20 protein-coding genes are annotated in these 25,080 nt (G+C 60.5%); 11 read left to right on the top strand and 9 right to left on the bottom strand.

The window, feature by feature from the left end:
• Positions 1-14: 14 nt before the first annotated feature.
• Together SB725_RS24230 and SB725_RS24225 are read right to left on the bottom strand one after the other, a co-directional pair.
• On the bottom strand, positions 15-1,484 hold the full coding sequence (locus SB725_RS24230) for a DHA2 family efflux MFS transporter permease subunit (RefSeq protein ID WP_194940325.1): 1,470 nt from the start codon (positions 1,482-1,484) through the stop codon (positions 15-17).
• Entirely contained in the window at positions 1,484-2,617 is a 1,134-nt protein-coding gene (locus tag SB725_RS24225) for an HlyD family secretion protein (RefSeq protein WP_059182651.1), read from the bottom strand. The genes SB725_RS24230 and SB725_RS24225 overlap by 1 nt, the downstream gene beginning before the upstream one ends.
• A gap of 227 nt (positions 2,618-2,844) precedes the next feature.
• Between SB725_RS24225 and SB725_RS24220 the strand changes: the two genes are divergently transcribed.
• The 6 genes from SB725_RS24220 to SB725_RS24195 all read left to right on the top strand — a co-directional run bounded on the left by SB725_RS24220 (position 2,845) and on the right by SB725_RS24195 (position 9,761).
• Positions 2,845-3,468, top strand: coding sequence for a TetR/AcrR family transcriptional regulator (locus SB725_RS24220; protein ID WP_410922675.1), 624 nt, complete (start codon positions 2,845-2,847; stop codon positions 3,466-3,468).
• An 8-nt stretch (positions 3,469-3,476) separates the two neighbouring features.
• Complete coding sequence (gene mug, locus SB725_RS24215) at positions 3,477-4,001, top strand: G/U mismatch-specific DNA glycosylase (protein ID WP_027924807.1); 525 nt, start codon at positions 3,477-3,479, stop codon at positions 3,999-4,001.
• Positions 4,002-4,117: 116 nt separating this feature from the next.
• On the top strand, positions 4,118-5,491 hold the full coding sequence (locus SB725_RS24210) for a glutamine synthetase family protein (protein WP_410922674.1): 1,374 nt from the start codon (positions 4,118-4,120) through the stop codon (positions 5,489-5,491).
• Between the two features lie 7 nt (positions 5,492-5,498).
• Positions 5,499-6,890, top strand: a complete 1,392-nt coding sequence (locus SB725_RS24205; RefSeq protein WP_410922673.1) for an aldehyde dehydrogenase family protein — start codon at positions 5,499-5,501, stop codon at positions 6,888-6,890.
• A 3-nt stretch (positions 6,891-6,893) separates the two neighbouring features.
• Positions 6,894-8,054: an iron-containing alcohol dehydrogenase gene (locus SB725_RS24200; RefSeq protein WP_027924810.1), complete on the top strand. Its 1,161-nt coding sequence runs from the start codon at positions 6,894-6,896 to the stop codon at positions 8,052-8,054.
• Positions 8,055-8,201: 147 nt separating this feature from the next.
• Positions 8,202-9,761 (top strand): amino acid permease, encoded by a 1,560-nt coding sequence (locus SB725_RS24195; RefSeq protein ID WP_410922672.1) that lies wholly within the window; start codon positions 8,202-8,204, stop codon positions 9,759-9,761.
• Between the two features lie 59 nt (positions 9,762-9,820).
• Here the strand turns inward: SB725_RS24195 and SB725_RS24190 are convergent, their stop codons facing one another.
• Positions 9,821-11,095 carry a glucarate dehydratase family protein gene (locus tag SB725_RS24190; RefSeq protein ID WP_027924812.1) on the bottom strand — a complete coding sequence of 425 codons (1,275 nt, stop codon included), beginning with the start codon at positions 11,093-11,095 and terminating at the stop codon, positions 9,821-9,823.
• Positions 11,092-12,489, bottom strand: a complete 1,398-nt coding sequence (locus tag SB725_RS24185; protein WP_194940329.1) for an MFS transporter — start codon at positions 12,487-12,489, stop codon at positions 11,092-11,094. Before SB725_RS24185 ends, SB725_RS24190 begins: the two co-directional genes overlap by 4 nt.
• Positions 12,490-12,595: 106 nt before the next feature.
• Between SB725_RS24185 and SB725_RS24180 the strand changes: the two genes are divergently transcribed.
• Complete coding sequence (locus SB725_RS24180) at positions 12,596-13,498, top strand: LysR substrate-binding domain-containing protein (RefSeq protein ID WP_027924814.1); 903 nt, start codon at positions 12,596-12,598, stop codon at positions 13,496-13,498.
• Positions 13,499-13,561: 63 nt separating this feature from the next.
• Here SB725_RS24180 and SB725_RS24175 read toward each other — a convergent pair whose 3' ends face one another.
• Together SB725_RS24175 and SB725_RS24170 are read right to left on the bottom strand one after the other, a co-directional pair.
• Entirely contained in the window at positions 13,562-13,939 is a 378-nt protein-coding gene (locus tag SB725_RS24175; protein WP_410922671.1) for a DUF6124 family protein, read from the bottom strand.
• A gap of 457 nt (positions 13,940-14,396) precedes the next feature.
• Positions 14,397-14,834, bottom strand: coding sequence for a DUF6130 family protein (locus SB725_RS24170; RefSeq protein ID WP_027924816.1), 438 nt, complete (start codon positions 14,832-14,834; stop codon positions 14,397-14,399).
• Between the two features lie 187 nt (positions 14,835-15,021).
• On the opposite strand from SB725_RS24170, the gene SB725_RS24165 reads away from it, so the two are divergent.
• The 3 genes from SB725_RS24165 to SB725_RS24155 all read left to right on the top strand — a co-directional run bounded on the left by SB725_RS24165 (position 15,022) and on the right by SB725_RS24155 (position 19,009).
• Positions 15,022-16,527: a PLP-dependent aminotransferase family protein gene (locus tag SB725_RS24165; protein ID WP_410922670.1), complete on the top strand. Its 1,506-nt coding sequence runs from the start codon at positions 15,022-15,024 to the stop codon at positions 16,525-16,527.
• 112 nt (positions 16,528-16,639) lie between these two features.
• Positions 16,640-17,710, top strand: a complete 1,071-nt coding sequence (locus tag SB725_RS24160; RefSeq protein WP_059182637.1) for a sugar phosphate isomerase/epimerase family protein — start codon at positions 16,640-16,642, stop codon at positions 17,708-17,710.
• 33 nt (positions 17,711-17,743) lie between these two features.
• On the top strand, positions 17,744-19,009 hold the full coding sequence (locus SB725_RS24155) for an MFS transporter (protein WP_027924819.1): 1,266 nt from the start codon (positions 17,744-17,746) through the stop codon (positions 19,007-19,009).
• Between the two features lie 54 nt (positions 19,010-19,063).
• Here SB725_RS24155 and SB725_RS24150 read toward each other — a convergent pair whose 3' ends face one another.
• The 3 genes from SB725_RS24150 to SB725_RS24140 all read right to left on the bottom strand — a co-directional run bounded on the left by SB725_RS24150 (position 19,064) and on the right by SB725_RS24140 (position 23,943).
• Entirely contained in the window at positions 19,064-21,064 is a 2,001-nt protein-coding gene (locus SB725_RS24150) for a peptidase U32 family protein (RefSeq protein WP_410922669.1), read from the bottom strand.
• A 153-nt stretch (positions 21,065-21,217) separates the two neighbouring features.
• Positions 21,218-22,699, bottom strand: coding sequence for a DUF1254 domain-containing protein (locus tag SB725_RS24145; RefSeq protein ID WP_410922668.1), 1,482 nt, complete (start codon positions 22,697-22,699; stop codon positions 21,218-21,220).
• Between the two features lie 119 nt (positions 22,700-22,818).
• Complete coding sequence (locus SB725_RS24140; protein WP_410922734.1) at positions 22,819-23,943, bottom strand: MFS transporter; 1,125 nt, start codon at positions 23,941-23,943, stop codon at positions 22,819-22,821.
• Positions 23,944-24,138: 195 nt separating this feature from the next.
• On the opposite strand from SB725_RS24140, the gene SB725_RS24135 reads away from it, so the two are divergent.
• On the top strand, positions 24,139-25,032 hold the full coding sequence (locus SB725_RS24135) for a LysR family transcriptional regulator (RefSeq protein ID WP_059182633.1): 894 nt from the start codon (positions 24,139-24,141) through the stop codon (positions 25,030-25,032).
• Positions 25,033-25,080: the final 48 nt, after the last annotated feature.

Below are 25,080 nucleotides of genomic sequence, written 5' to 3'. Positions count from 1 at the left end.
AAACTCCACGAAAACTAGTTGGTCGCAACAGGCTTGCGAAGAAAGATCACCAGTGGGCTCACCACCAGCATCGCGAACATCAAAATCTTGAATTGGCCGACCACGCCGATAAACGCCGCCTGGCCGGTGATCATTTCGTTGAGCCCCGCCATGGCTTGCAGGGACGTCGCCGCCGAATGCGCCGCCGCGCCATACGGCGTCAGGTTGCTGGCCAGCGCCATGTGCATCGCGTGGGTGTTGTTGTAGAAATACAACTGCACGATTGCCACACCGAGGGTGCTGCCGTACACACGCGACAGATTGAACAGACCGGTGCCTTCCGGGCGCAGCGTCGGGTCGAGCGTGCTGAACGCAACCTTGGTCAGCGAGGGCATCAACAGGCCGATGCCGATGCCCTGAATCGCCCCGGCCAGCGCCACCGGCCACCCGTCCATCAGCGGCGAATAACCGAGCATCAGCCAGTTGGCATACACCACGATGGCCACGCCCGCCGCCACGAACAGTCGACGGTCGAAACGCTCCGGAACACGCCCCATCAACAGAAATGCACCAACCAGGCCCATGCCCCGCGGGATGGTCAGCGAACCGGTGGTGTCCGGCGGGTAGCCGAGGATTTCATCGAGCATCGGCGACGTCAGCGCCATGGTCGACAGCAGCACGAAACCCACCGCAAAAAAGATCACCGTCGACAACACGAAGTTGCGGTCGTTGAACAAACGCTTGTTGAGAAAATGCACCTTCGCGGTCAACACATGCACGAGGAACAGGTAGAGCCCGAGTGCACAGCCGATCGCTTCCAGCCAGATTTCGGTCGAGGCAAACCAGTCCAGGCGTTCCCCACGATCGAGCAACATTTGCAGGCTGATCAGCCCCAGCGTGAAGGTGCCGAAACCGAAGAAATCGAACGTTGGGCGTTTCTCGGCCTTCTTCTCGGCGAGCAACAATGCGATCACCAGGAAGATGTACGCCGACAGCGGCAGGCTGATGTAGAAGATCGGGCGCCAGCCAAAATGTTCGGCGACCCAGCCGCCGATGCTCGGGCCGCTGACGATGCCCAACAGCACGATGGCGGTCCACGTCGCGCCGAACTTCGCGCGTTTCTCCAGTGGCAATGTTTCCAGGGCAATCGCCATCGACAACGGCGCCAGCACGCCACTCGCCAGGCCCTGGAAAATCCGCGCGCCGATAAACTCCAGCGGCGTCGAAGCCAGGGTGGCGAGCAACAAGCCCAGGACGAACACGGCCAGCGCGGTTTGGTACACCCGTTTCAAGCCATAACGCCCGGCCAGCCATTGCGCGACCGGCATGGTGATCGCGCTCGCTGCAAGGTACGAGGTGAAAATCCACCCCGCCTGGTCGTCGGTCATCGACATACTGCCTTGAATATGTCTGAGCACGGCATTGGGCAGAGGCAGGTTCGCCGATTGCATATACGTCGCGAGCAATGCGGCCAACCTCAATGAACCCGCGGGAGTGGTGTTCATCAGGAAGCTCCTGCGGTCAACAGCGCCTTGAGCGGTTGCCACCATGGCGTGCGGTGCCCGGTATCGACCTTGACCGTGGCACTGATCCCCGAATAGAGCGGCATCTGCGGGTCGAGCTCGTCGAGTTCGAGTCGCACCGGCACCCGCTGCACCACCTTGACCCAATTGCCGGTGGCATTTTCCGGCGGCAGCAAGGCGAAGTCCGAACCGGCACCGGGGCTCATGCTGATCACGTGGGCCTTGAATTCGTGATCCGGGTAGGTGTCGAGATGAATGGTCGCCGCCTGACCCGGACGCATATGCGTCACCTCCGTTTCGCGGAAGTTGGCTTCCACCCACACCTCGCGATCGGACAACAGCGCAAAGGCTGGCGCGCCGTTGTTGACGAAATTACCCACCTGCAAATCATCGACCTTGGCGACGATGCCGTCGTCCGGCGCATACACCGTGGCGTACGAGAGGTAGAGCTGGGCTTCATCCAGTTGCGCCTTGGCCTCGCGGACGGCCGGGTGGCTGTCGGCCTCGATGTTCGGATTGCCATTCAACGCGACCACGGTGCTGGCGATCTGTTGTTCGATGGAGGCAATACGTTGGCGTGACACTTTCACGTCGGTGTCGGCGCGCTCATAAATCGACTTCGACACGAACTCGGACGCGACCAGTGCCTTCTTGCGGCCAAATTCCTTTTGGTCGAAGTCGGCCGACTCTTTGGCCGATTGCAGTTCAGCCTGTTGCTGGCGGTAACTGGCCTTGAGCCCATCGATGCGCAACCGCGCGACGCTCAACTGGGCTTGTGCGCGGTCAACGGCGATCTGCAAGGGTTTGGGGTCGATGCGGAACAACACCTGGCCCTTGCGAACGGGCTGGTTGTCTTCGACTGCGATCTCGATGACCTGCCCCGAGGTGCGGGCATTGATCGAGGCCTTGGCCACTCGGGCGTAGGCGTTATCGGTCGAGATGTAAGGCTCGCCAGCAACATAGTGGGCGTATCCGATCGCGGCGAAGAGCGCCGGGACACCCACCATCAACAGGGGCCGTACGGTTTCTTTAAGCGTTTTTTTGTTGGGCGCTGTCGGGTTTGGCCCTGGGTGCTCAAAGGTTTGTGAAGCCGGGATATCGAACTGTTTAGTCATGATCGAAAACACCTTTAACCGGGAAGTCAGGGGCTAATACCCATAAAAAACAGCCATACCGTGCGCAGTCAGAAGGATCACTCCGCCGCACCCTGTTTCGTCGCCGCTATACCCCGTTCGAGCGCTGCTTCAACAAACCTGAAATTGAGGAACTTCTGGTTCCTTAATTTTGTGCGATGGTGTAAGAATATGCCTCGACTTACCTTCACACAAGGATTTTGTACGCCATGGCACAAAAAAAGATTACCGAAGCAAAAGGACGTGGACGCCCACGCGCCTACGACCCACAGACCGCACTGCAGCAAGCGCTTGGTGTGTTTTGGAGTACTGGTTATTCCGCCGCGTCGCTGGACAGCATCGCCACCGCAGCGGGCATGAACCGCCCGAGCCTGTATGCCGCTTTCGGTGACAAACACGCGCTGTACATCAAGGCGCTTGAGCAGTACTGGGAATTTGCCGCCGCCGACATGCACGCGGCGCTGACGGACAGCCAACTGACCTTGAGCGAGGCGTTGATGCGTTTCTATGAGGGGCAACTATCGATCTACTTCTCGGGAGACGGCCAACCCCGCGGCTGCTTCGCGATTGGCACGGCCACCACCGAAGCCGTCGAGGATGTTGAAATCCGTGAGGTGCTGTCGGACCGTCTGAGCCGACTCGACGCCGATCTCGAAGCGCGTCTGCGAACGGCCGTGACTGCCGGCGAACTCAAAGACAACGTCAACCCGGCCGCCCTCGCCGTGCTCGCCTCCTCCCTGCTGCACAGCATTTCCATCCGGGCGCGTGCAGGAAAATCCCGCGCGGAACTGACCGAACTGGCACGCAACGCGGTCAACGTGATCTGCGGTTGAGAGGCTTTATGGCGGGTGAAGGACTTGAAGACATTTTGGCCGATCAGCTCGACGTGATTTTCTGCGGGATCAATCCGGGCATGACGGCCGCCGCCCAAGGGCATCACTTTGCGGGCCGGAGCAATCGTTTCTGGCGCACGCTGCACCTTGCCGGGTTTACCCCCGAGGAGGTGCGCCCGGAAAACGACCGGACCCTCTTGCAGTACCGCTGCGGATTGACCGCCGTGGTCGACCGGCCCACTGCGCGCGCCGATCAGCTGTCATTGCACGAATTCATCGCCGCCGCTGCCGACTTCGAACAGAAGATCCTGCGCCATGCGCCCCGTGTCGTCGCGTTTCTCGGCAAGGCCGCCTACAGCGCGTTAACCGGCCAGCGAGACATTGCCTGGGGCCTTCAACCCAAGACCTTCGGCAACGCCAAGGTCTGGATTTTGCCCAATCCGAGTGGGCGGAATCTGGCGTTCTCGCTGGATCAATTGGTGGCTGCGTATCGCCAACTCCATCAAAACTTGCACAAATCAACAGTAGGCTAAGCTAAGGATCAGCTTATTGCGCACGATGCTCGCTCCGGCAGGGTTTGGGTGTTTCTGAAGAGCGTCTGCAACAGCTATTTCAGACAGGCCCACACTGTTCACGCAGGACTGACGTGATGACCGAGCCCCTTCTCAGCTTTGATGAACTGAAGCGTGCCGCCGTTGCCGGCGAAATTGATACCGTCCTGGTCTGCATGGTCGACATGCAGGGACGTCTGGTCGGCAAACGATTCCAGGTCGAGTTTTTCATCGACAGCGGCCATGAAGAAACCCACTGCTGCAATTACCTGTTGGCCGACGACATCGACATGGAGCCCGTGCCGGGCTATGCCGCTGCCAGTTGGAGCAAAGGCTATGGCGACTTTGTGCTCAAGCCTGACATGTCCACCCTGCGCCGGGTGCCCTGGCTGGAATGCACGGCGCTGGTGCTCTGTGATGTGCTCGATCACCACCATCGCCGCGACTTGCCGCACAGCCCGCGGGCGATCCTGAAGAAGCAGATCGAACGCCTGCGCGAGCGTGGCTATACCGGCATGTTCGCCTCGGAACTGGAGTTCTATCTGTTCGACGAGAGCTACGAGGCGATCCACAAGCGCAACTACCACAAGCCAAAAACCGCCGGCCATTACATCGAGGATTACAACATCCTGCAGACCACCCGCGAAGAGCCGGTGCTGCGGGCGATTCGCAAGCACCTGCAGGCCAGCGGCATTCCCGTGGAAAATTCCAAGGGTGAATGGGGCCCCGGCCAGGAAGAAATCAACATCCGCTACGCCGATGCCCTGACCATGGCCGACCACCACGTCATCATCAAGCATGCCTGCAAGGAGATTGCGCAACTGCAAGGCAAGGCGATCACGTTCATGGCCAAGTGGCGTTATGACGCCGCCGGGTCCAGCAGCCACATCCACAATTCGCTGTGGGACAAGAACGGCAAGAAGCCGCTGTTCTTCGATGCCAAAGCCGAATTCGGCATGTCGAACCTGATGCGCTCCTGGGTCGCCGGTCAGCTCAAGTACGCCAACGACATCACCTGTTTTCTCGCGCCCTACATCAACTCGTACAAGCGTTTCCAGGCCGGCACGTTTGCACCGACGCGGGCGGTCTGGAGCCGCGACAATCGCACCGCCGGTTTTCGGCTGTGTGCCGAAAGCAGCAAATCCATCCGCATCGAATGCCGCATCGGCGGCGCCGACCTCAACCCGTATCTGGCCTTCGCAGCCCTGATCGCGGCGGGCCTGGCCGGGGTCGACGAGAAGCTCACCCTCGCCCCGCCGTTTGAAGGCGACGCTTACGTCGATGACCATTTGCCCGAAGTCTCCAAGACCTTGCGCGAAGCCAGCGCCGCACTCCAGAGCTCGAGCATGTTGCGCGAAGCGTTCGGCAACGAGGTGATCGACCACTACGTGCACACCGCCGAATGGGAACAGAAAGAGTACGACCGGCGGATCACCGACTGGGAACTGCAGCGCGGCTTCGAGCGCTATTGAGGTCAGCATGACGGCAACCATCCAACTCATTTCCCCGGTCGATGGCCGGGTGTATGCCGAGCGCCGCTACGCCGACGCCATGCAGATCGAACAGGCACTGACCGCCGCCTCCACCGCCCAGGCACAGTGGAAACGCCGGCCACTGAGCGAGCGCGCGGTTTTTTGCAGTGCGGTGGTGGACGCGATGCTGGCGATGAAAACTGACATCGTGCGGGAACTGGCCTGGCAAATGGGGCGCCCGGTACGCTTTGGCGCGGGTGAACTGCGCGGTTTCGAAGAGCGTGCCCGGCACATGATCGCCATTGCACCTGAAGCCCTGGCGACGATTGAACCCACGCCCGTCAGCGGATTTCGTCGGTACATTCAACGTGATCCGTTGGGGACCGTGCTGGTCATTGCGCCATGGAATTACCCGTACCTGACCGCCGTGAATACGATCATTCCGGCGCTGATGGCCGGCAACAGCGTCATCCTCAAACACGCGTCGCAAACGCTGCTGGTGGGAGAACGGTTCGCCGAGGCCATGGCCAACGCCAACTTGCCGCCCGGTCTGTTTCACAACCTGCTGCTCGATCACCGCCAGACCGCCGACATCATTGGCTCCGGACGCGTGCAGCAAGTGAATTTCACCGGTTCCGTCGGCGCTGGCGAGGCCATGGAAACCGCCGCAACCGGGCGCTTCCTTGGCGTCGGCCTGGAGCTCGGTGGCAAAGACCCGGCCTATGTGCGCGCCGATGCCAATCTTGAACACGCGGTAGAAAACCTGGTGGACGGCAGTTTCTTCAATTCCGGGCAAAGCTGCTGTGCCATCGAACGCATTTACGTCGACAAGACAATCTACCCGGACTTCATCGAACGTTTCGCCGCCCTGACTCGCCAATACGTGCTGGGCAACCCGCTGGATGAAGCCACCACACTCGGCCCCTTGGTCACCCCGGCCGCCGCTGATTTCGTGCGCGGCCAGATCGCCGAAGCGCTGGCCCAAGGCGCCATGGCACTGATTGAACCCACGGCATTTGCCGCTGACGAACCGGGCAGCGCCTACCTCGCGCCGCAAGTATTGGTCGATGTCACTCATCAAATGTCGGTCATGCGCGAGGAAAGCTTCGGTCCGGTGGTCGGCATCATGCCGGTGGACGGTGACGACGAAGCCATCGCCCTGATGAATGACAGTGAATTCGGGCTCAGTGCCTCGATCTGGACTCAGGACCTGGCCGCCGCCGAACGCCTGGGCAATGAAATCGACACCGGCACCGTGTTCATGAACCGCTGCGATTACCTGGACCCGGCCCTGGCCTGGACCGGGGTAAAAAACAGCGGACGCGGCGTCACCCTGTCGCGCATCGGTTATGAACACCTGACCCGCGCCAAATCCTTCCATTTGCGCCACGAGATCTGAGCCATGAGCCTGACCGCGAACTGGAATTACCCCACGAGCATCCGCTTCGGTGTCGGCCGCATCGCCGAACTCGCCGACACCTGCCGCGCCCAGGGCATTCAGCGCCCGTTGCTGGTCACCGACAGTGGCCTGGCGCGTGCGCCGATGACCCTCGCCACCCTCGACGCCTTGCGCTCAGCGGGCCTCGGTGCGGCGATGTTTAGCGACCTCAAGCCCAACCCGGTCGAAGCCAACCTTGCCGGAGGCCTGGATGCCTGGCGTGCCGGCAACCACGATGGCGTGATCGCCTTCGGGGGCGGCAGCGGCCTGGACATGGGCAAGCTCATCGCCTTCATGAGCGGACAGACGCGGCCGGTCTGGGATTTCGAAGACATCGGCGACTACTGGACCCGCGCCGACGAAAGCCGCATCGCCCCGGTCATTGCGGTGCCGACCACGGCAGGCACGGGCTCGGAAGTCGGGCGTGCAGCGGTGATCATCGACGAGGCGACCCACACCAAGCGCATCATCTTCCACCCGAAAATGATGCCGCGCGTGGTCATCAGCGACCCGGCACTGACCGTCGGCATGCCGGCGAAAATCACCGCCGGCACCGGCATGGACGCCCTGGCGCACTGCCTGGAAGCCTACTGCGCCCCCGGTTTTCACCCGTTGGCCGACGGCATCGCCGTGGAAGGCATGCGCCTGGTGGCCAACGCATTGGTGCGCGCCGTGCACACGCCGGGCGACCTGGAAGCGCGCGCGAACATGCTCGCGGCGGCGGCGATGGGCGCCACCGCGTTCCAGAAAGGCCTGGGCGGAATGCACGCGCTTTCACATCCGGTGGGCGCGCTGTACGACACCCATCACGGCATGACCAATGCGACCTTCATGCCCTATGTCCTGAAATTCAATCGCCCGGCCATCGAAGAGCGCATCACCCGCCTGGCCGCGTATTTGCGTTTGCCTTCCCCCGGCTTCGACAGCTTCCTGGCCTTCATCCTCAAGCTGCGCAAAGACATCGGCGTGCCACACACGCTGTTCGAGTTGGGCGTGGACGATCGACAGGCTGATCTGATCGCGGACATGGCCGTGGTCGACCCTTCTGCCGGCGGCAACCCGCTGCCCTTGACCAAGGCCGGTGCGGCAGAGATTTTCGACGCGGCGTTTCACGGCCGCCTGTAGAGCCGTTGACTGTCGGTGCTCGACACATGAAGGCAGCGCACGGCAGGTTGTATCGGTTGGAGACAGGAGCAGTACGACAAGGGGTTGAAAGCCAGCTCGTCCGGCATTCCGGAGGGGCGCGTATCAAAACCTGAAGGGGCACACAACATGAATCCAGCAAGCCAGCCCGGCTCCGACGCCTCGCATGACGAGGACGTCAAGGCGCTGCACAGCATGGGCTACGCCCAGCAGCTCTCACGACGCATGGGCGTTTTCTCCAACTTCGCGATTTCCTTCTCGATCATCTGCATCCTCTCCGGGGGCATCAACTCCCTCGCCCAGGGCACCTCCGGCGCGGGCGGCGCGTCCATCGGCATCGGCTGGCCCATCGGCTGCCTGATCTCCGGGGTGTTCGCCATGGCCATGGCGCAGATTTCCTCGGCGTACCCCACCGCTGGCGGGCTGTATCACTGGGGTTCGATTCTGGGCAACCGCTTCACCGGATGGCTGACCGCGTGGTTCAACCTCCTGGGATTGGTCACCGTACTGGGGGCGATCAACGTCGGCACCTATTACTTCTTTTTCGGTGCGTTCGGCCCGGCATTGGGCATGGAAGACACGACCACGGTGCGGGTGATTTTCCTCGCCGTGCTGACCGGTCTTCAGGCCTTGTGCAACCACCTGGGGATCGGCCTGACCGCCAGGCTCACCGACTTCTCCGGCTACCTGATTTTCGCCACGGCTTTGGCGCTGACCATCGTCTGCCTGATCTCGGCACCGAGCTATGAATTCGCACGGCTGTGGACCTTCAGCAACTACTCCGGCGATGCCGGCGGCGCGGTCTGGCCATCGGTGTCGAACGGCTGGGTGTTCATGCTCGGCCTGCTGCTGCCGATCTACACCATCACCGGTTATGACGCCTCGGCACACACCTCCGAAGAGACGCGCAACGCAGCCATTTCCGTGCCGCGCGGCATGGTCATGTCGGTGGTCTGGTCGTTGCTGTTCGGCTGGGTGATGTTGTGCTCGTTCGTGCTGATGTTGCCGAACATGGACGAGGCGGCCAAGCAAGGCTGGAACGTGTTTTTCTGGGCGATGAACACCCAGGTCAGCCCGACGCTGAAAGTGGTGCTGTATGTGGCGATTTTCATCTCGCAGATCCTCTGCGGCTTGGCGACCGTGACCTCGGTGTCCCGGATGATCTTCGCCTTCTCCCGTGACGGCGGCCTGCCCTTCTCCAGAGCACTGGCGTCGGTCTCGCCAACCTTTCGCAGTCCGGTGGCGGCGATCTGGACGGGTGCCACCCTCGCCGTGCTGTTCGACTGGGGCTCATCGGTGATCTCGGTCGGGGCCACGCCGGTGTATACGATCGTGGTGTCCTGCACGGTGATCTTCCTGTTCTTCTCTTTCATCATTCCCATCGTGCTGGGCCTGTTTACCTACGGGACCTCGAAGTGGCCGACCATGGGGCCGTGGAACATGGGACGCTTCTGGTACACCGTATTCGCCCTGCTCTCGGTGCTGTCGATGGTGATCATTTTCATCATCGGCATTCAGCCACCGAACGATTGGGCGCTGTACATCACCATCGGCTTCCTGGTGCTGACGGCGATTGTCTGGTTCGGCTTTGAAGCCCGACGCTTCCAAGGGCCGCCGGTGGGCGATGTGATTGCCCAGCGCCAGGCGCAGATTGCGGCGGCAGAGGCGGCGTTGAATAAACGCGCCTGAAGCTACACGAACCCTGTAGCAGCAGGCTTCGCCAGCTGCTACAAAATTGCGTTAGCGTCTCAAAAACGCGGCTTGACGGTTTTCCACTCGGGCTTGTAACGCTGCATCTGTTTCACATCATCGCGCTGGCGAATGCCGCACGTCAGGTATTGGTCATGCAGCTTGCCAAGTTGATCGTGATCCAGCTCCAGGCCCAACCCCGGCGCACGAGTAATTTTCACGCAGCCATCGACGATCGGCAGCTTGCCGCCCTTGATCACCTCTTCGTCCGGCTCCTGCCACGGGTAATGCGTGTCGCAGGCGTAATCGAGATTCGGCACCGACGCGGCGACATGGGCCATCGCCATCAGGCTGATGCCCAAGTGCGAGTTGGAGTGCATGGACACGCCCAGGCCAAAGGTCTGGCACATTTTCGCCAGCGCCTGGGTGTCGCGCAGGCCGCCCCAATAGTGATGATCGGCGAGGACGATCTGCACGCTGTTCAAGGCCACACTGCGGCGGAACTCATCGAAATCAGTCACCACCATGTTGGTCGCCAGCGGCAGGCCGGTGCGTTTGTGCAGTTCGGACATCCCCTCCAGGCCTGGCGTCGGGTCTTCGTAATATTGCAGGTCGTCGCCCAGCAGTTCGGCCATGCGAATCGACGTTTCCAGGGACCAGTTAGCGTTCGGATCGATCCGTAGCGGGTAACCCGGAAAGGCCTTTTTCAGCGCCTTGATGCACGCCACTTCATGCTCCGGTTCCAGCGCGCCGGCCTTGAGCTTGATGCTCTTGAAACCATAGGTCTCGATCATGCGCCGAGCCTGGGCGACGATCTGCTCTTCGTTCAGCGCTTCACCCCAGCTGTCGGGCTTGTAGGGGGAATCGATGTGCTGGGCGTACTTGAAAAACAGGTAGGCGCTGAACGGAATCTCGTCGCGGATCGCACCGCCCAGCAAGTCCACCAATGGCACGTTCAGCGAGTGCGCCTGCAAATCCAGGAACGCCACTTCGAACGCCGAGTAGGCATTGCTCACCGCTTTGCTGGCGTGAGAGCCGGGCGCCAGTTCGGCGCCGGCGATGCTCGCGGGTTTGTTCGCCGCCACGGTGGCCTGCACGATGGCGCGCAGCTGATTGAGGTTGAACGGGTCGAGGCCGATCAGCTTGTCTTGCAATTGCTGCTGGATCGCCAGCGCCGGCGCGTCGCCGTAACTCTCCCCCAAGCCGATGTAGCCATTGTCGCTCTCGATCTCGATGATCGAGCGCAGCGCGAACGGTTCGTGGATACCGCTGGCATTGAGCAGCGGCGGATCACGGAAAGCGATGGGGGTGACGGTGACTCGTGTGATTTTCAAGAGGCTGCTCCCTTTGGATCTGGTTTCAAAGCGGTGTGACTGACAGTGGATTGCGGCAAGGGGGTCGTGGCGGGTTTACCGGTCAGCGCGCGCAAGGCGTCGCCACGGGGTGCGGTGCGTGCGAAAAAGATCACCACGGCGGCGACCAGTGAGGTGGCGGCCAGGCCGTAGAGCCCGCCCTCGATTGAGCCGGTTTTTTGTTCGAGAAAACCGAATGCCGTCGGCGCCACGAAACCGCCCAGGTTGCCGATGGAATTGATCAGGGCGATCACCGCGGCGGCGATGCGCGCATCCAGATAGCCTTGCGGAATCGGCCAGAACAACGCCGAGGCCGCCTTGAAACCAATGGCCGCAAAACAGATGGCGACGAAGGCGAAGATCGGTCCGCCGGTGGTCGACATGAACATGCCGAACGCCGCAATCACCAGCGTCAACGCCACCCAGGCTTGCTGGTGTTTCCATTTGTTGGCCATGGCGGCGAAGCCATACATCGCGACGATGGAAATCAGCCACGGAATCGAGTTGAACAGGCCGACCTGGAAGTCGCCCAGATTGCCCATTTTCTTGATCATGCTCGGCAGCCAGAACGTGGCGCCATAGATGGTCAGGGCAATGGAAAAGTAGATAAAACAGAACAGCGCGATTTGCTTGTCGGCCAGCAGTTTGAACATCGACGGCTTGATTGTCTGCGCGGCTTCGCGAGCCTGCTGCTCCAGCGCGATGGCGCCCACCAGCGCGTCCTTCTCTTCGGCGCTCAGCCACTTGGCTTCACGCGGATGGGATTGCAGCCAGAACCAGACAAAACCGCACAGGACGATGGAGGCAAAACCTTCAATCAGGAACATCCACTGCCAGCCATGCAGGCTGAAACCGCTGACGTTCAGCAGCGCACCGGACACCGGGCCGGAGATGACCGACGCAATGGCCGAACCACTGAGAAAAATCGCCATGGCCTTGCCCCGTTCCGTCGACGGCAGCCACTGGGTGAAGTAGTAAATGATGCCTGGGAAAAAACCCGCTTCGGCCGCGCCGAGAATGAAACGCAGCACATAAAAACTGGTTTCGCCGCGCACGAAGGCCATGGCCATGGCGGCGGCGCCCCAGGTGAACATGATGCGCGTCAGCCACGCGCGAGCACCGTAGCGTTGCAGCAACAGGTTGGAGGGCACTTCGAAGATCGCGTAACCAATGAAGAACAGCCCGGCGCCCAGGCCATAGGCTGCGGCGCCGATGCCCAGGTCGGTTTCCATGTGGCTGCGCACGAAGCCGATATTGACCCGATCGATGTAGTTGACGATGAACATCACCACAAACAGCGGCAGCACGTGGCGTTTCACCTTGGCCGCGGCGCGGGCGAGCACACTCGGGTCTGGCGGATTCTGGAGGGTATTCAAGAGGCAACTCCCGATCATTGTTTTTTTAGGGACGAGCCGATCATGGACGCGGCAATTGATCCCGTCTAATCTAACTTGGCATTCGATTGATACCTGGATTAGATCAATGTTCGAACTGACTCAACTGCGCTGCTTCACCACAGTGGCCACCGAACTCAACTTTCGGCGCGCCGCCGAACGCCTGAACATGACGCAACCGCCGCTCAGTCGACAGATCCAGTTGTTGGAGCACCATCTGGGTGTCGAGCTGTTCACCCGCACCACCCGCAGCGTCGCCCTCACCGCCGCCGGTCGTGCCTTCTTCATCGAAGCGCAGAACCTGCTGGAGCGCGCCCAGCAAGCCGCCGTCACCGCCCGGCGTTTTGCCGAAGGCGACATCGGCTCGGTCAACATCAGCTTCGTCGGGAGCGCGGTGTACGAATTCCTGCCCAAGGTCATCGCCGAAGCACGGCTCAAACAGCCCCACGTCAAAATCGACCTGTCGGAAATGAACACCTACCAACAGCACGAAGCCCTTCGCGCTCGGCGGATCGATCTGGGCATCGTCCGCGCGCCCTTGCTGGAACCGGGCTACGCCACCGAGTGCCTGGTGCGTGAGCCGTTCGTGCTCGCCGTCCCCAGTCGCCACCCGCTGGCGACTGCCGACACCGTGTCCGTCCAGGACCTCGACGCGCAACCGTTCCTGATGTACTCCCACGCCGCCTACCCGCCCTTCAACGAACTGCTGACCGGGATGCTGCGCTCCGCCCGCGTGGCCCCGGAATACGTGCAATGGCTCGGTTCGTCACTGACGATTCTGGCGCTGGTCAACGCCGGAATGGGCCTGGCCCTGGTCCCGCGTTGCGCCACCAGCGTGGTGTTCAAGAACGTGGTGTTCCGGGATATCGATCTGGGGGAAGGCGTGCAGAGTGAGCTGCATCTGATCTGGCGCGAGAACAATGACAACCCGGCGTTTGCGATGTTGCTGGAGGGGATCAGGAAGGCTGTGAGGGAGGGATGGGGCGTGTGAAAGCATCGATCAAACGATGAATACCTGTGGCAAGGGGGCTTGCCCCCTCACCACAATCAGCGGTTACACAGAGGGCTCAACCTTATCCAGCACCCGGTTCGCCGTGATCTCCGCCACCATGATGCTGTTGGAAATACCCAGCAAGGCGTAGCGCGACTCACCCTCCAGGTGATCCACCAATTGATGGACCATCACATCGACCGACGCCAACGTTTCGACCAAAAACACGGCCAGGGTTTCGGTCGTGGCCGCCGGGTCCACGGAAAACAGCGTACTGCGCGTGCGCTGGGTGGCTTTGATGTCCGCGTTTGACGGGAAGTGAAAATTGAGCGCGCGCTCGGCGGCCGCGTGGAGTTTTTTGGAGTCGAGGGTTTCGTATGGGGATGCGGGGTCGGTATCTGGTGGGTCGGTTTCTGGTGGATTGGGCGTTACTTTGAACATTGGCTCTAACCTCATAAGAGTGAGGCTGCAACCCGCTCGCGACTAAACGATAGGGAGGCAGCTGTGCACAGGTTAGTCGACCGATGAGCCAAGAAATCGGCGCGCCGAAGCGCCCTGCGCACAACCGCCATCAAGTGCAGGCATGGGATACCTGACTGATAGGGACACTGTGCGTCTTGACATCAACGGGCGACTAAACCCGATCACTGATGGGCAGTGACGGGAATCAAATTACCGAGGGAGCCCAAGGCGCACAAGCCGGCGGATTCTGGCGTAGCCGTAGGCAACGGCGCAAGGTTTTGTAGCTTTCAGGACGTAACCTGGAGGGCGTTTAAACACGCGCTTTCAAAAGTTGTTGAATGAGCCGACACGTAGTTCCTAAAGACTCCTGTCGTGGGAATGATCAATAACCTGTGGCGAGGGGGACGGCTTTATTGTTCCTGCCGTCTGAAGCCGCTCACTTCTGCGGAACGACAAAACTCACTTCCGTATGGGTGAGAATCTTGTGAGTCGGATCCGCCACTTCAAGCAGCACCTTATGCGTGCCGGGCGTCAGCCCAACCACGATAATCGGATCTTCACTGGTGTGCGCCCATGTCCCTTTCCAGTCGTCGACGGTCACATGCAGGTGAGCGAGACGGGGTGATACGTCAGCAGCCGTTTTGCCAAACACCGGCATGATCCTGGCGTGTTCTATTTGATACTGGATGATGACAACCCCGCGGGCGAGCGGCTCGGCAAGCGGCGGATAGGCGATGAGCGTGGGCACCGCCTCGGATTCCAGCGGGAGGATTGCCGGTGGCTGCTGGGGGGCTGCAATGCCTTGACCGCTTGCGGCGATGTAAAGAAAGAATCCCGACGCAACGGCCAAGGCATTTCTGAGCGCGACGGGCATGATTGTTCTCCCGTGAGATAACTTAAGGCTAGATCAAACTTGGCAGTTGTCGATATGGCACAGAACGTGCCGCATCCGCTCGAACGCCGCACACCCTCAACGCCCGATGGATGACTTATCGAGTATCGCTCGATACCCTACCTCCCCGTTCCCAGCCCAACGCCCCTTTCACCCAGGCGAGCATGTCATGAAATCCCCCGCAGGTTTGCTGCTGTCGGCTATCGAACTGGACCGTACCAGCGCCATTCCCCTGTACCGCCAACTGTATCTGCAAATTCGCAAACAGATACTCAACGGCAGAATCCAGGGCGGCGTGCGCCTGCCGTCTACGCGGACCTTGAGCCAGGAATTGGGGCTGTCGCGGATCACCATTCTCAATGCGTTCGATCAGTTGATTGCCGAAGGTTTTCTGGCCTCGCGCACCGGTGCCGGTACGTACGTCGGCACGGAGTGGGAAAACCGGGGGATCGAGGACGAGCAAACGTCCCAGCCACCGCGCCTGTCGGACCTGAGCCAGTCAATGCTGTCGCTGCGCAGCGATCATTTTCGCGGGGTGTCCTATGCCGACTGGGACCCTGCGACCCCAACCTCTTTCCTGCCCAGCCACAGCACCTATGAAGCCTTCCCGCAGGCGATCTGGCGGCGCCTGATGAACCGTCATCTGCTCAAGCCCACCAAGGCCATTCTGGGTTATGGCGAATTGCAAGGCTTGCAGGCGTTTCGCGCGGCGATTGCCGAATACGTTTTCGATGCGCGGGGCATCGACTGCGATGCCGGGCAAGTGGTGATCGTTTCCGGCGCGCAGCAAGCGTTCAACCTGCTGGGCATGTTGCTGCTCAATCCGCAGGACAGCGTCTGGATGGAAGATCCGGGGCACATCGCCGCGCGCATTGCGTTGCAGGCCCAAGGGGCGCAGGTGATTCCCTTGCGTATCGATGAACAGGGGATCGACGTCCAGCAAGGCCTGGCCGAGTGCCCTGATGCCCGCCTGGTGTTTTGTACGCCGTCGCGCCAGCACCCGTTGGGTGTCACCCTCAGTTATGCGCGGCGCCAGGCGCTGATCGACTGGGCGGCGCAGCATCAGAGCTGGATCATCGAGGACGATTGCGACAGTGAGTTTCGCTACAGTGGCCGCCTCCTGCCGGCGCTGTATGCCATGGACCAGATGGCCCGGGTGATCTACGTCGGTACGTTCAGCAAAGTGCTCTTCCCGTCACTGCGACTGGGTTACGTGATTCTGCCGCAGGCACTGGTCGAACCCTTTTGCACGTTGCGTGCGGTGATGGATCGCAGCCCGCCCACCCTGCTTCAGGCGACGACAGCAGACTTCATGGGCGAAGGCCACTTTCTGGGGCACATCCGCCGCATGCGTGCGCTGTACAAGGCGCGCCAGCAGGCCTTGATCGGAGAGCTTGAAAAGCAGATTGGCAACTTTTTCAGGATCACCCCGGCGGACGCCGGCATGCACCTGATCGCCTGGCTGCCCGCCGAACTCAGTGACATCGAAGTTGCCCGGCAACTGGCCCAGCGCAACATCCACACCTACGCCTTGAGCGACTACCGCATCCAGCATGCCCTGCCGCCGGCGCTGTTGATCGGCTTTGCCGGCACGCCCGAACACCAGGCCCGGGAGCGTGTCGAGGCGCTGGCCCAAGCCTTGCGCGCATTGGGTTATCTGCCGCCGACCACTTGAGGCGAGGCAAGTGGTCTTATCAAATAACTGATAGTGGATCTATCGAGAGTTCCTGACTGGCGCGATAAAGGCTGCGCCGGTAGACCCGGTGTCTGAACCAGGAACGACTCTAATGAACAATAAGATCCAGGAACGATTCAACGCCTTGCTGAGCCATAAAGTGGTCGAAGACGGGGCTGTCCCCGTGCTCACGGATGCACTGGCCCGGCGGTTGCTTGAGCGTCTGGGGCAATTGCGTCTGTTTGCCCACGCCTACCCGCTACTGACCAACCTCACCCATGGCCGTGTGACCCCGGCCGACCTGCTGGACTTCGCCTATCGCCACGAGCTGCAAGGCCTGAGCCTGCACTTGCTCGACGGCGAGGAAAACAGCCTGAGCCAGATGTCACCCGTGCAACTCCAGGCGTTTGCCGCCAAGGCCAAGGCACTGGGGCTGGATGTGCACCTGGAAATCAGCAGCACGCGGAAAAAGGATGTCGACCAGGTGATCGCCATCGCCAGGGCGCTGGGGGTGCGCAACATCCGTGTTTACTCGCGGTACGAGGGCACGCTGTCACAGGTCATGGAGATCATCGAAACCGACCTGCAGTACCTCGCGCAGCAAGCCGATGAACACGACCTGTTCTTTGACTTCGAGCAGCATGAAGAACTCAAGAGCGGCGAAATCGCGCAACTGCTCAATCGCCTCAACCACCCTCGCCTGCATGCCCTGTTCGACTTCGGCAACATGATCAATGCCTGCGAACAGCCTTTGCAGGCCCTGCGCAACCTGGGGCCGCACATCCGCCAGACGCACATGAAAGGCGTACGCATCGTCCCCGAACACAACGGTTTCGGCCATTACGGTGTACTGCAGGGCAGCGACGAAGACGATCTGCCCAGCGCCCGCCTGCTGTTCGAATTGTTGATGCTGGGCGAAGCCACCCCACAGGTGATCGCCTTCATTCTCGAGCAGGAAAACCACTACGTGGCCCCCGCCTTCCGCCAGAGCATCGAGGCCGCCGATCCGTTCATTGCTTACCGGGAGATGAGCGAAACGCCGCTCCCGAACGGCTTCTCGCTGGAGCAAATGCTGGCCGATGAACACCGCTGGGCAAACAACCAGGTCGCCTATGTCCGTAGCCTGCTGGCCGAACTGCGCACCTTGGCCGAACTGACCCTGGCCAGCCCTTCCAACGCCTGACCCTGACGACCCGATTACGCCCGGAGAACAATAATGACAACTCAAAACAAGGCCAAATGGCTCCGATTCCTGATCCTCATCCTCGGGGGCGGCACCATCTACAAACTGGCCAATCTCAAGGACGCCTTTTACGTGCCCATGCAGGAATTCATGGGGTTGAGCCACACTGAAATCGGCATGCTGCTCAGTGCCAACGCGATCATCGCCACTGCGCTGTTTGTGCTGGGCGGCCTGCTCGCCGATCGCTACGACACGCGCAAGCTGATCCCCCTCGGCCTGATCGGCACCGGTGGCCTGGGGTTGTACCTGGCGACCTTTCCGCCCTTCAGCAATTTACTGATCGTGTTCAGTCTGTTAGCCGTGTGCGCCGACTGCCTGTTCTGGCCATCGCTGCTCAAAGCCATCCGCAACCTGGGTGACGATCAGGAGCAAGGCCGGTTGTTCGGCCTGCTCGAAGGCGGGCGTGGCGTGGTGGATACACTGGTGGCGTTTTCGGCGCTGGGCGTGTTCGTCGCCATGGGTTCGGGCGAAACCGGCCTGAAGTCGGCGATCCTGTTCTACTCGGTCATCGACATTTTGGCCGGCACCCTGACCTGGTTCCTGCTCAAGAGCGGCAACGCGCAGTCGGTGGCCAAGCCCAAGAATGGCCTGGCGAACCTGATGGAAGCGATCAAGGTTCCAGGCATCTGGCTGGTCAGCCTCAACGTGTTCATGGTCTACATCGTCTATTGCGGCCTGACCTATTTCATTCCCTACCTCAAGGAAATGTACGGGTTGCCCGTGGCATTGGTGGGCGCCTACGGCATCATCAACCAGTACTTCCTGAAGATCCTCGGCGGACCTGCCGGCGGTTTTATTGCCGACAAGCAATTCAAGAGCACCAGTCGCTACCTGAAGTGGGCATTCCTGGCGCTGTTGCCGCTGATGGGCGTAATTATGTTGATTCCGAAAAGCCCGGGCTTCATCTATGCGGGCATGGCTGCCACCCTGTCCTTCGCCTTGATCGTGTTCTCCATGCGCGGGGTGTTCTGGGCGCCCATGGGTGAAGTCGGCATTCCCCAACACATCACCGGCTCGGCCTTCGGCATCGGTTGCCTGATCGGCTATGCGCCCGGCATGTTTGCCTACGTCATCTACGGCGCGATCCTCGATCATTTCCCCGGTGAACAGGGTTACAACTATGTCTTCACCTTGATGAGCCTGCTGGCCGTCGTGGGCTTCATGGTGTCGAGCCTGCTTTATCAAGCGGTGCGCAAAAAATCCGTGACCACTGACGGCATGAGTGCGGCGCAAGCCTGATCGTCGAGTGCAGAGGTCATCGGCATTGACGATGACCTCTGCCTCGCCCGTCACTCAATGCGGCGCGCGAGGAATCGTCTTCAGTAGGTCTTCAGGGCTGATGTAACCCACCACCGGCTCTGAACCACTGCCCGGCAGTGGCAGGTCAAGGATGTGGCCCTTGATCTTGCCGATGACGTGCATTTCGCAAGGCTTGCAGTCGAACTTCAGGGTCAGCACTTCGTCACCGTGCACCAATTGCATTGGCGCGACTTTGGTGCGCACACCGGTCACGCCTTTGGCTTGCTTGGGGCACAGATTGAAAGAGAACCGCAGGCAGTGCTTGGTGATCATCACTGGCACTTCCCCGGTTTCTTCATGAGCCTCAAACGCCGCGTCGATCAGCTTGACGCCGTGGCGGTGATAGAAGTCCCGGGCCTTCTGGTTGTAGACGTTGGCCAGGAACGACAGGTGCGACTCCGGATACACCGGCGGCGGCGTGGCTTCGGCCTTGCGGTGACCTCGCGGGTGGGCGAGCAGCCGGGCCGCGGTCAATGCCTCGATCACTTCGCGACGCAAGGCTTTGAGCTGCGAGTTGGGAATGAAGAACGCCTGGGGTGCATCCAGCTCAATGGCAGTGGCGTGGTAGTCCGTGGTGCCCAATTGACCGAGCAGGTCGCGCAGTTGCTCCAGGGCCTGCTCCGGCTTGTTGGCCAGACCGAACGGACCGTCCAGCGACAGGCTCGCGCTGACGCCCTCCTCGCTCGTGGCGGTCAATTGCAGGCGCTGCTCATCCAGACGGGCCACCCAACTCAAACCGATACGGCGTTCGGCAGAAGTCTTCTGCAAGGCCTGCTGCCAGTTATGGTCAAGGTTGCGGCTCAGTGGATGGTTGGGCCGCAGCTTGAACATCCCGTCTGGCATCTCGTTGGGTTCGACCCGGTAGCGATAGCGCTTCTGGCCGTCTTCGAGGAATTCACCCTTGGGCTCGGCGATGTTGGCGCGGAAACCCACCACCTCGCGTTTGATCAGCACATTAAGGCCGTCGCCATTGGACAGCGGCTCGAAGGTCACCACCTGCAAATCACGCTTGCCGACCTTCTCCACCACGCCCACCGACAAACCGGTGAAGGTCGGTGAGTCGAAGGCGCCGATGTCGATCTTGCGATCAGTGACGAAGTAATCGGTGCTGCCACGGTGGAAGGTCTTGTCCGGGTCGGGCACGAAGAAGTGCGCGGTGCGGCCGCTGGAGGCCCGCGCCAGGTCCGGGCGGTCTTCCAGCACGTCGTCCAGACGCTGACGGTAATAGGCCGTGATGTTCTTCACATAGCCCATGTCCTTGTAGCGCCCTTCAATCTTGAACGAGCGAACCCCGGCTTCGACCAACGCCCGGATGTTGGCGCTCTGATTGTTGTCTTTCATCGACAGCAGGTGTTTTTCGTAGGCGACGACGCGGCCTTGGTCGTCCTTGAGGGTATAAGGCAAACGACAGGCCTGGGAGCAGTCGCCCCGGTTGGCACTACGACCGTTCTGGGCGTGAGAAATATTGCACTGCCCGGAGAACGCCACGCACAACGCGCCGTGGATGAAGAATTCGATCGCGGCATCGGTCTCGTCGGCGATGGCGCGAATCTCTTGCAGGTTCAGCTCGCGGGCCAATACCAGTTGGGAGAAACCCGCCTGGTCCAGAAACTTCGCCCGTGCCAGCGTGCGGATGTCGGTCTGGGTGCTGGCGTGCAGCTCGATCGGCGGGATATCCAGCTCCATCACCCCCAGATCCTGAACGATCAACGCGTCGACGCCGGCATCGTACAACTGGTGAATCAGCTTGCGCGCCGGCTCCAGTTCGTTGTCATGCAGGATCGTGTTGATCGTGGTGAACACGCGGGCGTGATAGCGACGGGCGAACTCCACGAGTTGCGCAATATCGCTGACTTCGTTGCAGGCGTTGTGCCGGGCGCCGAAGCTCGGGCCACCGATGTACACGGCGTCGGCGCCATGCAGGATGGCCTCGCGAGCGATGCTCACGTCACGGGCGGGGCTGAGCAATTCCAGGTGATGTTTGGGAAGAGACATATTTTTTATCTGGTTATCACGGTAGGTGCGCATTGTAGCGGGCAAAAACGAGATGGGCACGTGGGGCGACGGAATGAGGGTTGTTGCACACCTGCACAGCAAAAGCAGCACTTGCCGACACCCACTTACAGCGAGTGTCAGCAAGGGGGCGCACTACTTCGATACCACCACCGCCGGTGGCTGCCAGCTGCCCTCGCCAGGGGGAAGAATCGAAGGCGGTGCGGTCTTCGGCCAGTAGAGACGCATCACCAGATAGACCGTGTCGTCAGGTGCCGGCAGCCAGTTGGCTTCCTTGGCCTTGCCGGGGGAGTCCTTCTGGATGTAAATCGTCAGTGAGCCATCCGTGTTTTTCTTCATGGCCGACAGCATCGGCGAATTGATCAGGTAACGGTTGAGCGGATTCTTGATCAGCAGTTGGCTCTTGCCGTCGTACAGGGTCACCGACCAAAAGGCATTGACTGGTGGCAGCTTGCCGGCCGGGAAGGTAAGCGTGTAGTTGCGCTTGCTGGTATCCAGCGTCTGGCCGTTGCCGTCGGTGCGGGTATAGGGGTACATCGCCTCAACGGCGTCATTGCCGTAAAGGCCGCCCTTCGCGGCGCCGGCACGCATCAGCCAGTCGGCCTTGTAGAACGCCTGGTCGCCGAAGAACGCGCCGACGTTCCAGCCATTGATGTTTTTCATGCCGCTCGAGAGAAACTGGTCCACCTTCTCATCGCCGGCCTTCATTCCCAGCAAGACTACCGCCTTGTGTTCGAGCGAGAGGTCTTTGAATTCGAAGCGCCGGCCGGGGCCTACGCCGATGCTGGCCAGCTTCGCCCGGATCTCCTTGTCGTCAGCCGATGGCGGCACATACTCCAACGCGGCCGACAGGTACTCGAAGAAATTGTCCTTGATCCCCGCCGTGGTGGCCGGCACGAAATCAATCTTCGGGGCCGCGGGCGGCGCTGGTTGATGAAGGAAGGCTGAAAGCGGCTGGACCTTGTAACCCGCCTGAACCTTCTCGACATTGGGCATGTCGGCTGGATTGAACAACTGGGTCCGGATCAACGTCAGGGCAAAGGGGGTCGTGGAGGTGAACACTTTATCGATGCCAGGCGGTGTCGCCCCTTTCCAGTCAGGGCCTGCAATCAGATAGCTCCCGGGCGCGCTGGCCGTTGCCCGGCTGCCGATGTAGCCGAAGTTATAGGTGTTGCCGTCGATCAGCTGCACCGAGTAATAGCGCTTTTTGGAGACTGCCGGCACGGTGATCACCAGAGGCTCGGCACGCAGGTCGGTCCAAAGTATCGAGTATGGAGTGTCGCTGTTTGGCGTAATGACGGCAGTGTCAGCGGGCGTCGCGACCCGATGTTCGTTATACAGTCGGTTGAAGGGCGCCTTGAACTGGCTGGACTTGGGGTCCACCGCGAACTCGTTCATCACGGCGTAGTTCATCACCAGCGGCAGGCCGTAGATAAAGCCTTCCTCGGCGATAGCCTTGGTCTGTTCGAGGCCCGGCGCGGGTACGCCCTTGGCCACATCGGCCTTGTCTGCCTGTGTGATCGGATCGTTCTTGCTCGCACATCCCGTGAAAAGCGTTGAACCCACCACGACAAGTGCCGCAACTAATGTCCAGCCCCGGTTAAACGTCCTGTTCATGTCCACCTCGTTTGTTCTGAGCAAGTTGGCACCACGCCAGTCTGACGACTGAATGCCTGCAAGAACCCTAGGCACAGGGTTCCGGCTCGTCAAACGGACAAGGACAATTTTGAGTTTCATCACTGATTGACGGTGCTTCGCGATGTGAACAAGGCCATCACTGCCGCGAGCACCAGCAAGATAGCGCTGGCGAGAAAGGTCATGCGATAGCCGCTCCCGTCGAACAACAGCCCGCCGAGGGTAGAGCCCAGCGCAATGGATAGCTGAATGACCGCCACCATCAGGCCGCCACCGGCTTCAGCATCCTTGGGCAACGCCTTGGCCAACCACGACCACCACCCCACAGGTGCCGCCGTCGCGATCAGGCCCCACAGCCCCAGTAATACAAAAGCAGCCACGACGCCACCGCCAAGGACAATCAAGGACAGTGCAATGGCGGCCATTAAGAGTGGAATGCTGACCAGGACGCGGTACAGGCCGGTTTTCAGGAAACTGCCGATCAGAAGGGTCCCGACAAAACCCGCCACGCCGATGACCAGCAGGATTATCGACAACAGGGAGACCTCTACACCCGTGACGGTCTCCAGAAACGGGCGCAGATAGGTGAACAATACAAACTGCCCCATGAAGAAAATGCCCACGCTCAACATGCCGAAACGGACCAATCGGCTCTTCAACAATCGAAAGACATTGCCCGTGCCCGCTTTACGCGGCGCCGCCGTCATGGCCGGCAGGCTGATCCACTGCCAGATCAATGCGATGATCGCTACCGGAATCAGGCAGAGAAAAGCGCCCCGCCAACCGATGACACTCCCCAGGTAGCTTCCCAGTGGGGCGGCCACTACGGTTGCCAGTGCATTGCCGCCGTTGAAGACTGCCAGCGCCTTGGGCACGCTATGGGACGGTACCAGGCGCATGGCCATTGCCGCCGACATCGACCAGAACCCGCCGATCACCACGCCGATCAGCGCACGCCCCATCATGTACACCGTATAGTTTGGCGCCAGACCGACCACCAGCCCCGACACGCACATAATCCCGGTCAGTAGCAGCAACAGCGTCTTGCGGTCCATTGCGCCCGCAAGCCTGGAAATCGAAAGGCTTGTCAGTACCGCGAAAGCGCCGGAGATGGCAATCCCATACCCGGCCAGTCCTTCACTGATGTGCAGATCCGACGCAATCGGCGTGAGTAAACTGACAGGCATGAACTCGGAGGCGATCAGCGCGAATACGCACAGTGTCATCGCAAAGATGCCACTCCAGTAAGCCGGCAGTTCCCCAGTTCCCGGCGTGCCGAGGGCATCACCTGTCGGGGTGTCGAATACAGGTGTCTCGCTCATCCTAAGTACTCCGTTCCAGATAGGTGACAGAGCTTGACGGATTCGAGATACCTTGATTAGTAGGTGTAATCTTCATGTGCTTTTGAGAAAAACTCAGCAATGGCCCATACCAAAGTCAACGATCTCCAAGCTTTTCTGGCAGTGGCACGCGATCAAAGCTTCACCAAAGCCGCAGCCAAACTGGGCATTACGCCTTCTGCACTGAGTCATACGATCCGGGCACTTGAACAAAGACTGGGAATACGTCTGCTCGCCCGCACAACACGCAATGTGTCGCCGACAGAGGCAGGCGAACGATTGATGCGCTCGATCGCCCCGCTTTTTGATCAGATCGCGGTCGAGATTGAAGCCTTGAGCGAATTACGGGACAAGCCCAGTGGCACGATTCGTATTTCCTGCACCGACGATCAAATTGAGTTGTGCATTCGGCCGATGCTTGCAGGCTTCTTGAAGAATTACCCGGATATCACCCTGGAGTTCTACGTCGACTATGGATTCACCAACGTGGTCGAGGAACGCTTCGATGCCGGCATTCGCCTGGGCGAATCGATCAGCAAGGACATGATCGCCGTTCGCATAGGACCGGATTGGCGGTTGGCGGTGGTGGGCTCTCCAGCCTATTTCGAACGCAACCCGGCACCCACAACCCCCTATGAACTGACCGGGCATGACTGCGTGAATATCCGACACAGGCCATCAGGGGCGATTTACGCCTGGGAGTTTGAACGAGATGGCCGGGCGTTTACGGTCAAGGCAGATGGGCCACTGGTTTTCAACAGCATCATGCATGTTCTCAATGCCGCCGTTGATGGCATTGGTCTGGCCTACGTACCCGAGGAATTGGTCGCACCGTATCTGGCCGACGGCCGCCTCAAAGAAGTCCTGGCCGACTGGTGCCCCGAGTTTCAGGGTTACCACTTGTATTACCCCAACAGACGCCAGACCTCTCCCGCCTTTTCTGCATTGGTGGAGGCGCTGAAATATAGAAGCTGAGTGTTCTGTATTCGACGCGCTGCAACGTCTGTTACAGCTCTAAATCAG

The sequence above is a fragment of the Pseudomonas sp. SIMBA_041 genome, from assembly GCF_046535095.1.
Lineage (GTDB): Bacteria > Pseudomonadota > Gammaproteobacteria > Pseudomonadales > Pseudomonadaceae > Aquipseudomonas > Aquipseudomonas mucoides.
This window is presented reverse-complemented; position numbering and strand designations above follow the sequence as displayed.

Bases quoted from the DNA above. Each gene is read 5' to 3' on its own strand.
- SB725_RS24230 (WP_194940325.1), bottom strand. From the start codon at position 1,484: ATGAACACCACTCCCGCGGGTTCATTGAGGTTGGCCGCATTGCTCGCG.
- SB725_RS24225 (WP_059182651.1), bottom strand. From the start codon at position 2,617: ATGACTAAACAGTTCGATATCCCGGCTTCACAAACCTTTGAGCACCCA.
- SB725_RS24220 (WP_410922675.1), top strand. From the start codon at position 2,845: ATGGCACAAAAAAAGATTACCGAAGCAAAAGGACGTGGACGCCCACGC.
- mug (WP_027924807.1), top strand. From the start codon at position 3,477: ATGGCGGGTGAAGGACTTGAAGACATTTTGGCCGATCAGCTCGACGTG.
- SB725_RS24210 (WP_410922674.1), top strand. From the start codon at position 4,118: ATGACCGAGCCCCTTCTCAGCTTTGATGAACTGAAGCGTGCCGCCGTT.
- SB725_RS24205 (WP_410922673.1), top strand. From the start codon at position 5,499: ATGACGGCAACCATCCAACTCATTTCCCCGGTCGATGGCCGGGTGTAT.
- SB725_RS24200 (WP_027924810.1), top strand. From the start codon at position 6,894: ATGAGCCTGACCGCGAACTGGAATTACCCCACGAGCATCCGCTTCGGT.
- SB725_RS24195 (WP_410922672.1), top strand. From the start codon at position 8,202: ATGAATCCAGCAAGCCAGCCCGGCTCCGACGCCTCGCATGACGAGGAC.
- SB725_RS24180 (WP_027924814.1), top strand. From the start codon at position 12,596: ATGTTCGAACTGACTCAACTGCGCTGCTTCACCACAGTGGCCACCGAA.
- SB725_RS24175 (WP_410922671.1), bottom strand. From the start codon at position 13,939: ATGTTCAAAGTAACGCCCAATCCACCAGAAACCGACCCACCAGATACC.
- SB725_RS24170 (WP_027924816.1), bottom strand. From the start codon at position 14,834: ATGCCCGTCGCGCTCAGAAATGCCTTGGCCGTTGCGTCGGGATTCTTT.
- SB725_RS24165 (WP_410922670.1), top strand. From the start codon at position 15,022: ATGAAATCCCCCGCAGGTTTGCTGCTGTCGGCTATCGAACTGGACCGT.
- SB725_RS24160 (WP_059182637.1), top strand. From the start codon at position 16,640: ATGAACAATAAGATCCAGGAACGATTCAACGCCTTGCTGAGCCATAAA.
- SB725_RS24155 (WP_027924819.1), top strand. From the start codon at position 17,744: ATGACAACTCAAAACAAGGCCAAATGGCTCCGATTCCTGATCCTCATC.
- SB725_RS24150 (WP_410922669.1), bottom strand. From the start codon at position 21,064: ATGTCTCTTCCCAAACATCACCTGGAATTGCTCAGCCCCGCCCGTGAC.
- SB725_RS24145 (WP_410922668.1), bottom strand. From the start codon at position 22,699: ATGAACAGGACGTTTAACCGGGGCTGGACATTAGTTGCGGCACTTGTC.
- SB725_RS24140 (WP_410922734.1), bottom strand. From the start codon at position 23,943: ATGACACTGTGCGTATTCGCGCTGATCGCCTCCGAGTTCATGCCTGTC.
- SB725_RS24135 (WP_059182633.1), top strand. From the start codon at position 24,139: ATGGCCCATACCAAAGTCAACGATCTCCAAGCTTTTCTGGCAGTGGCA.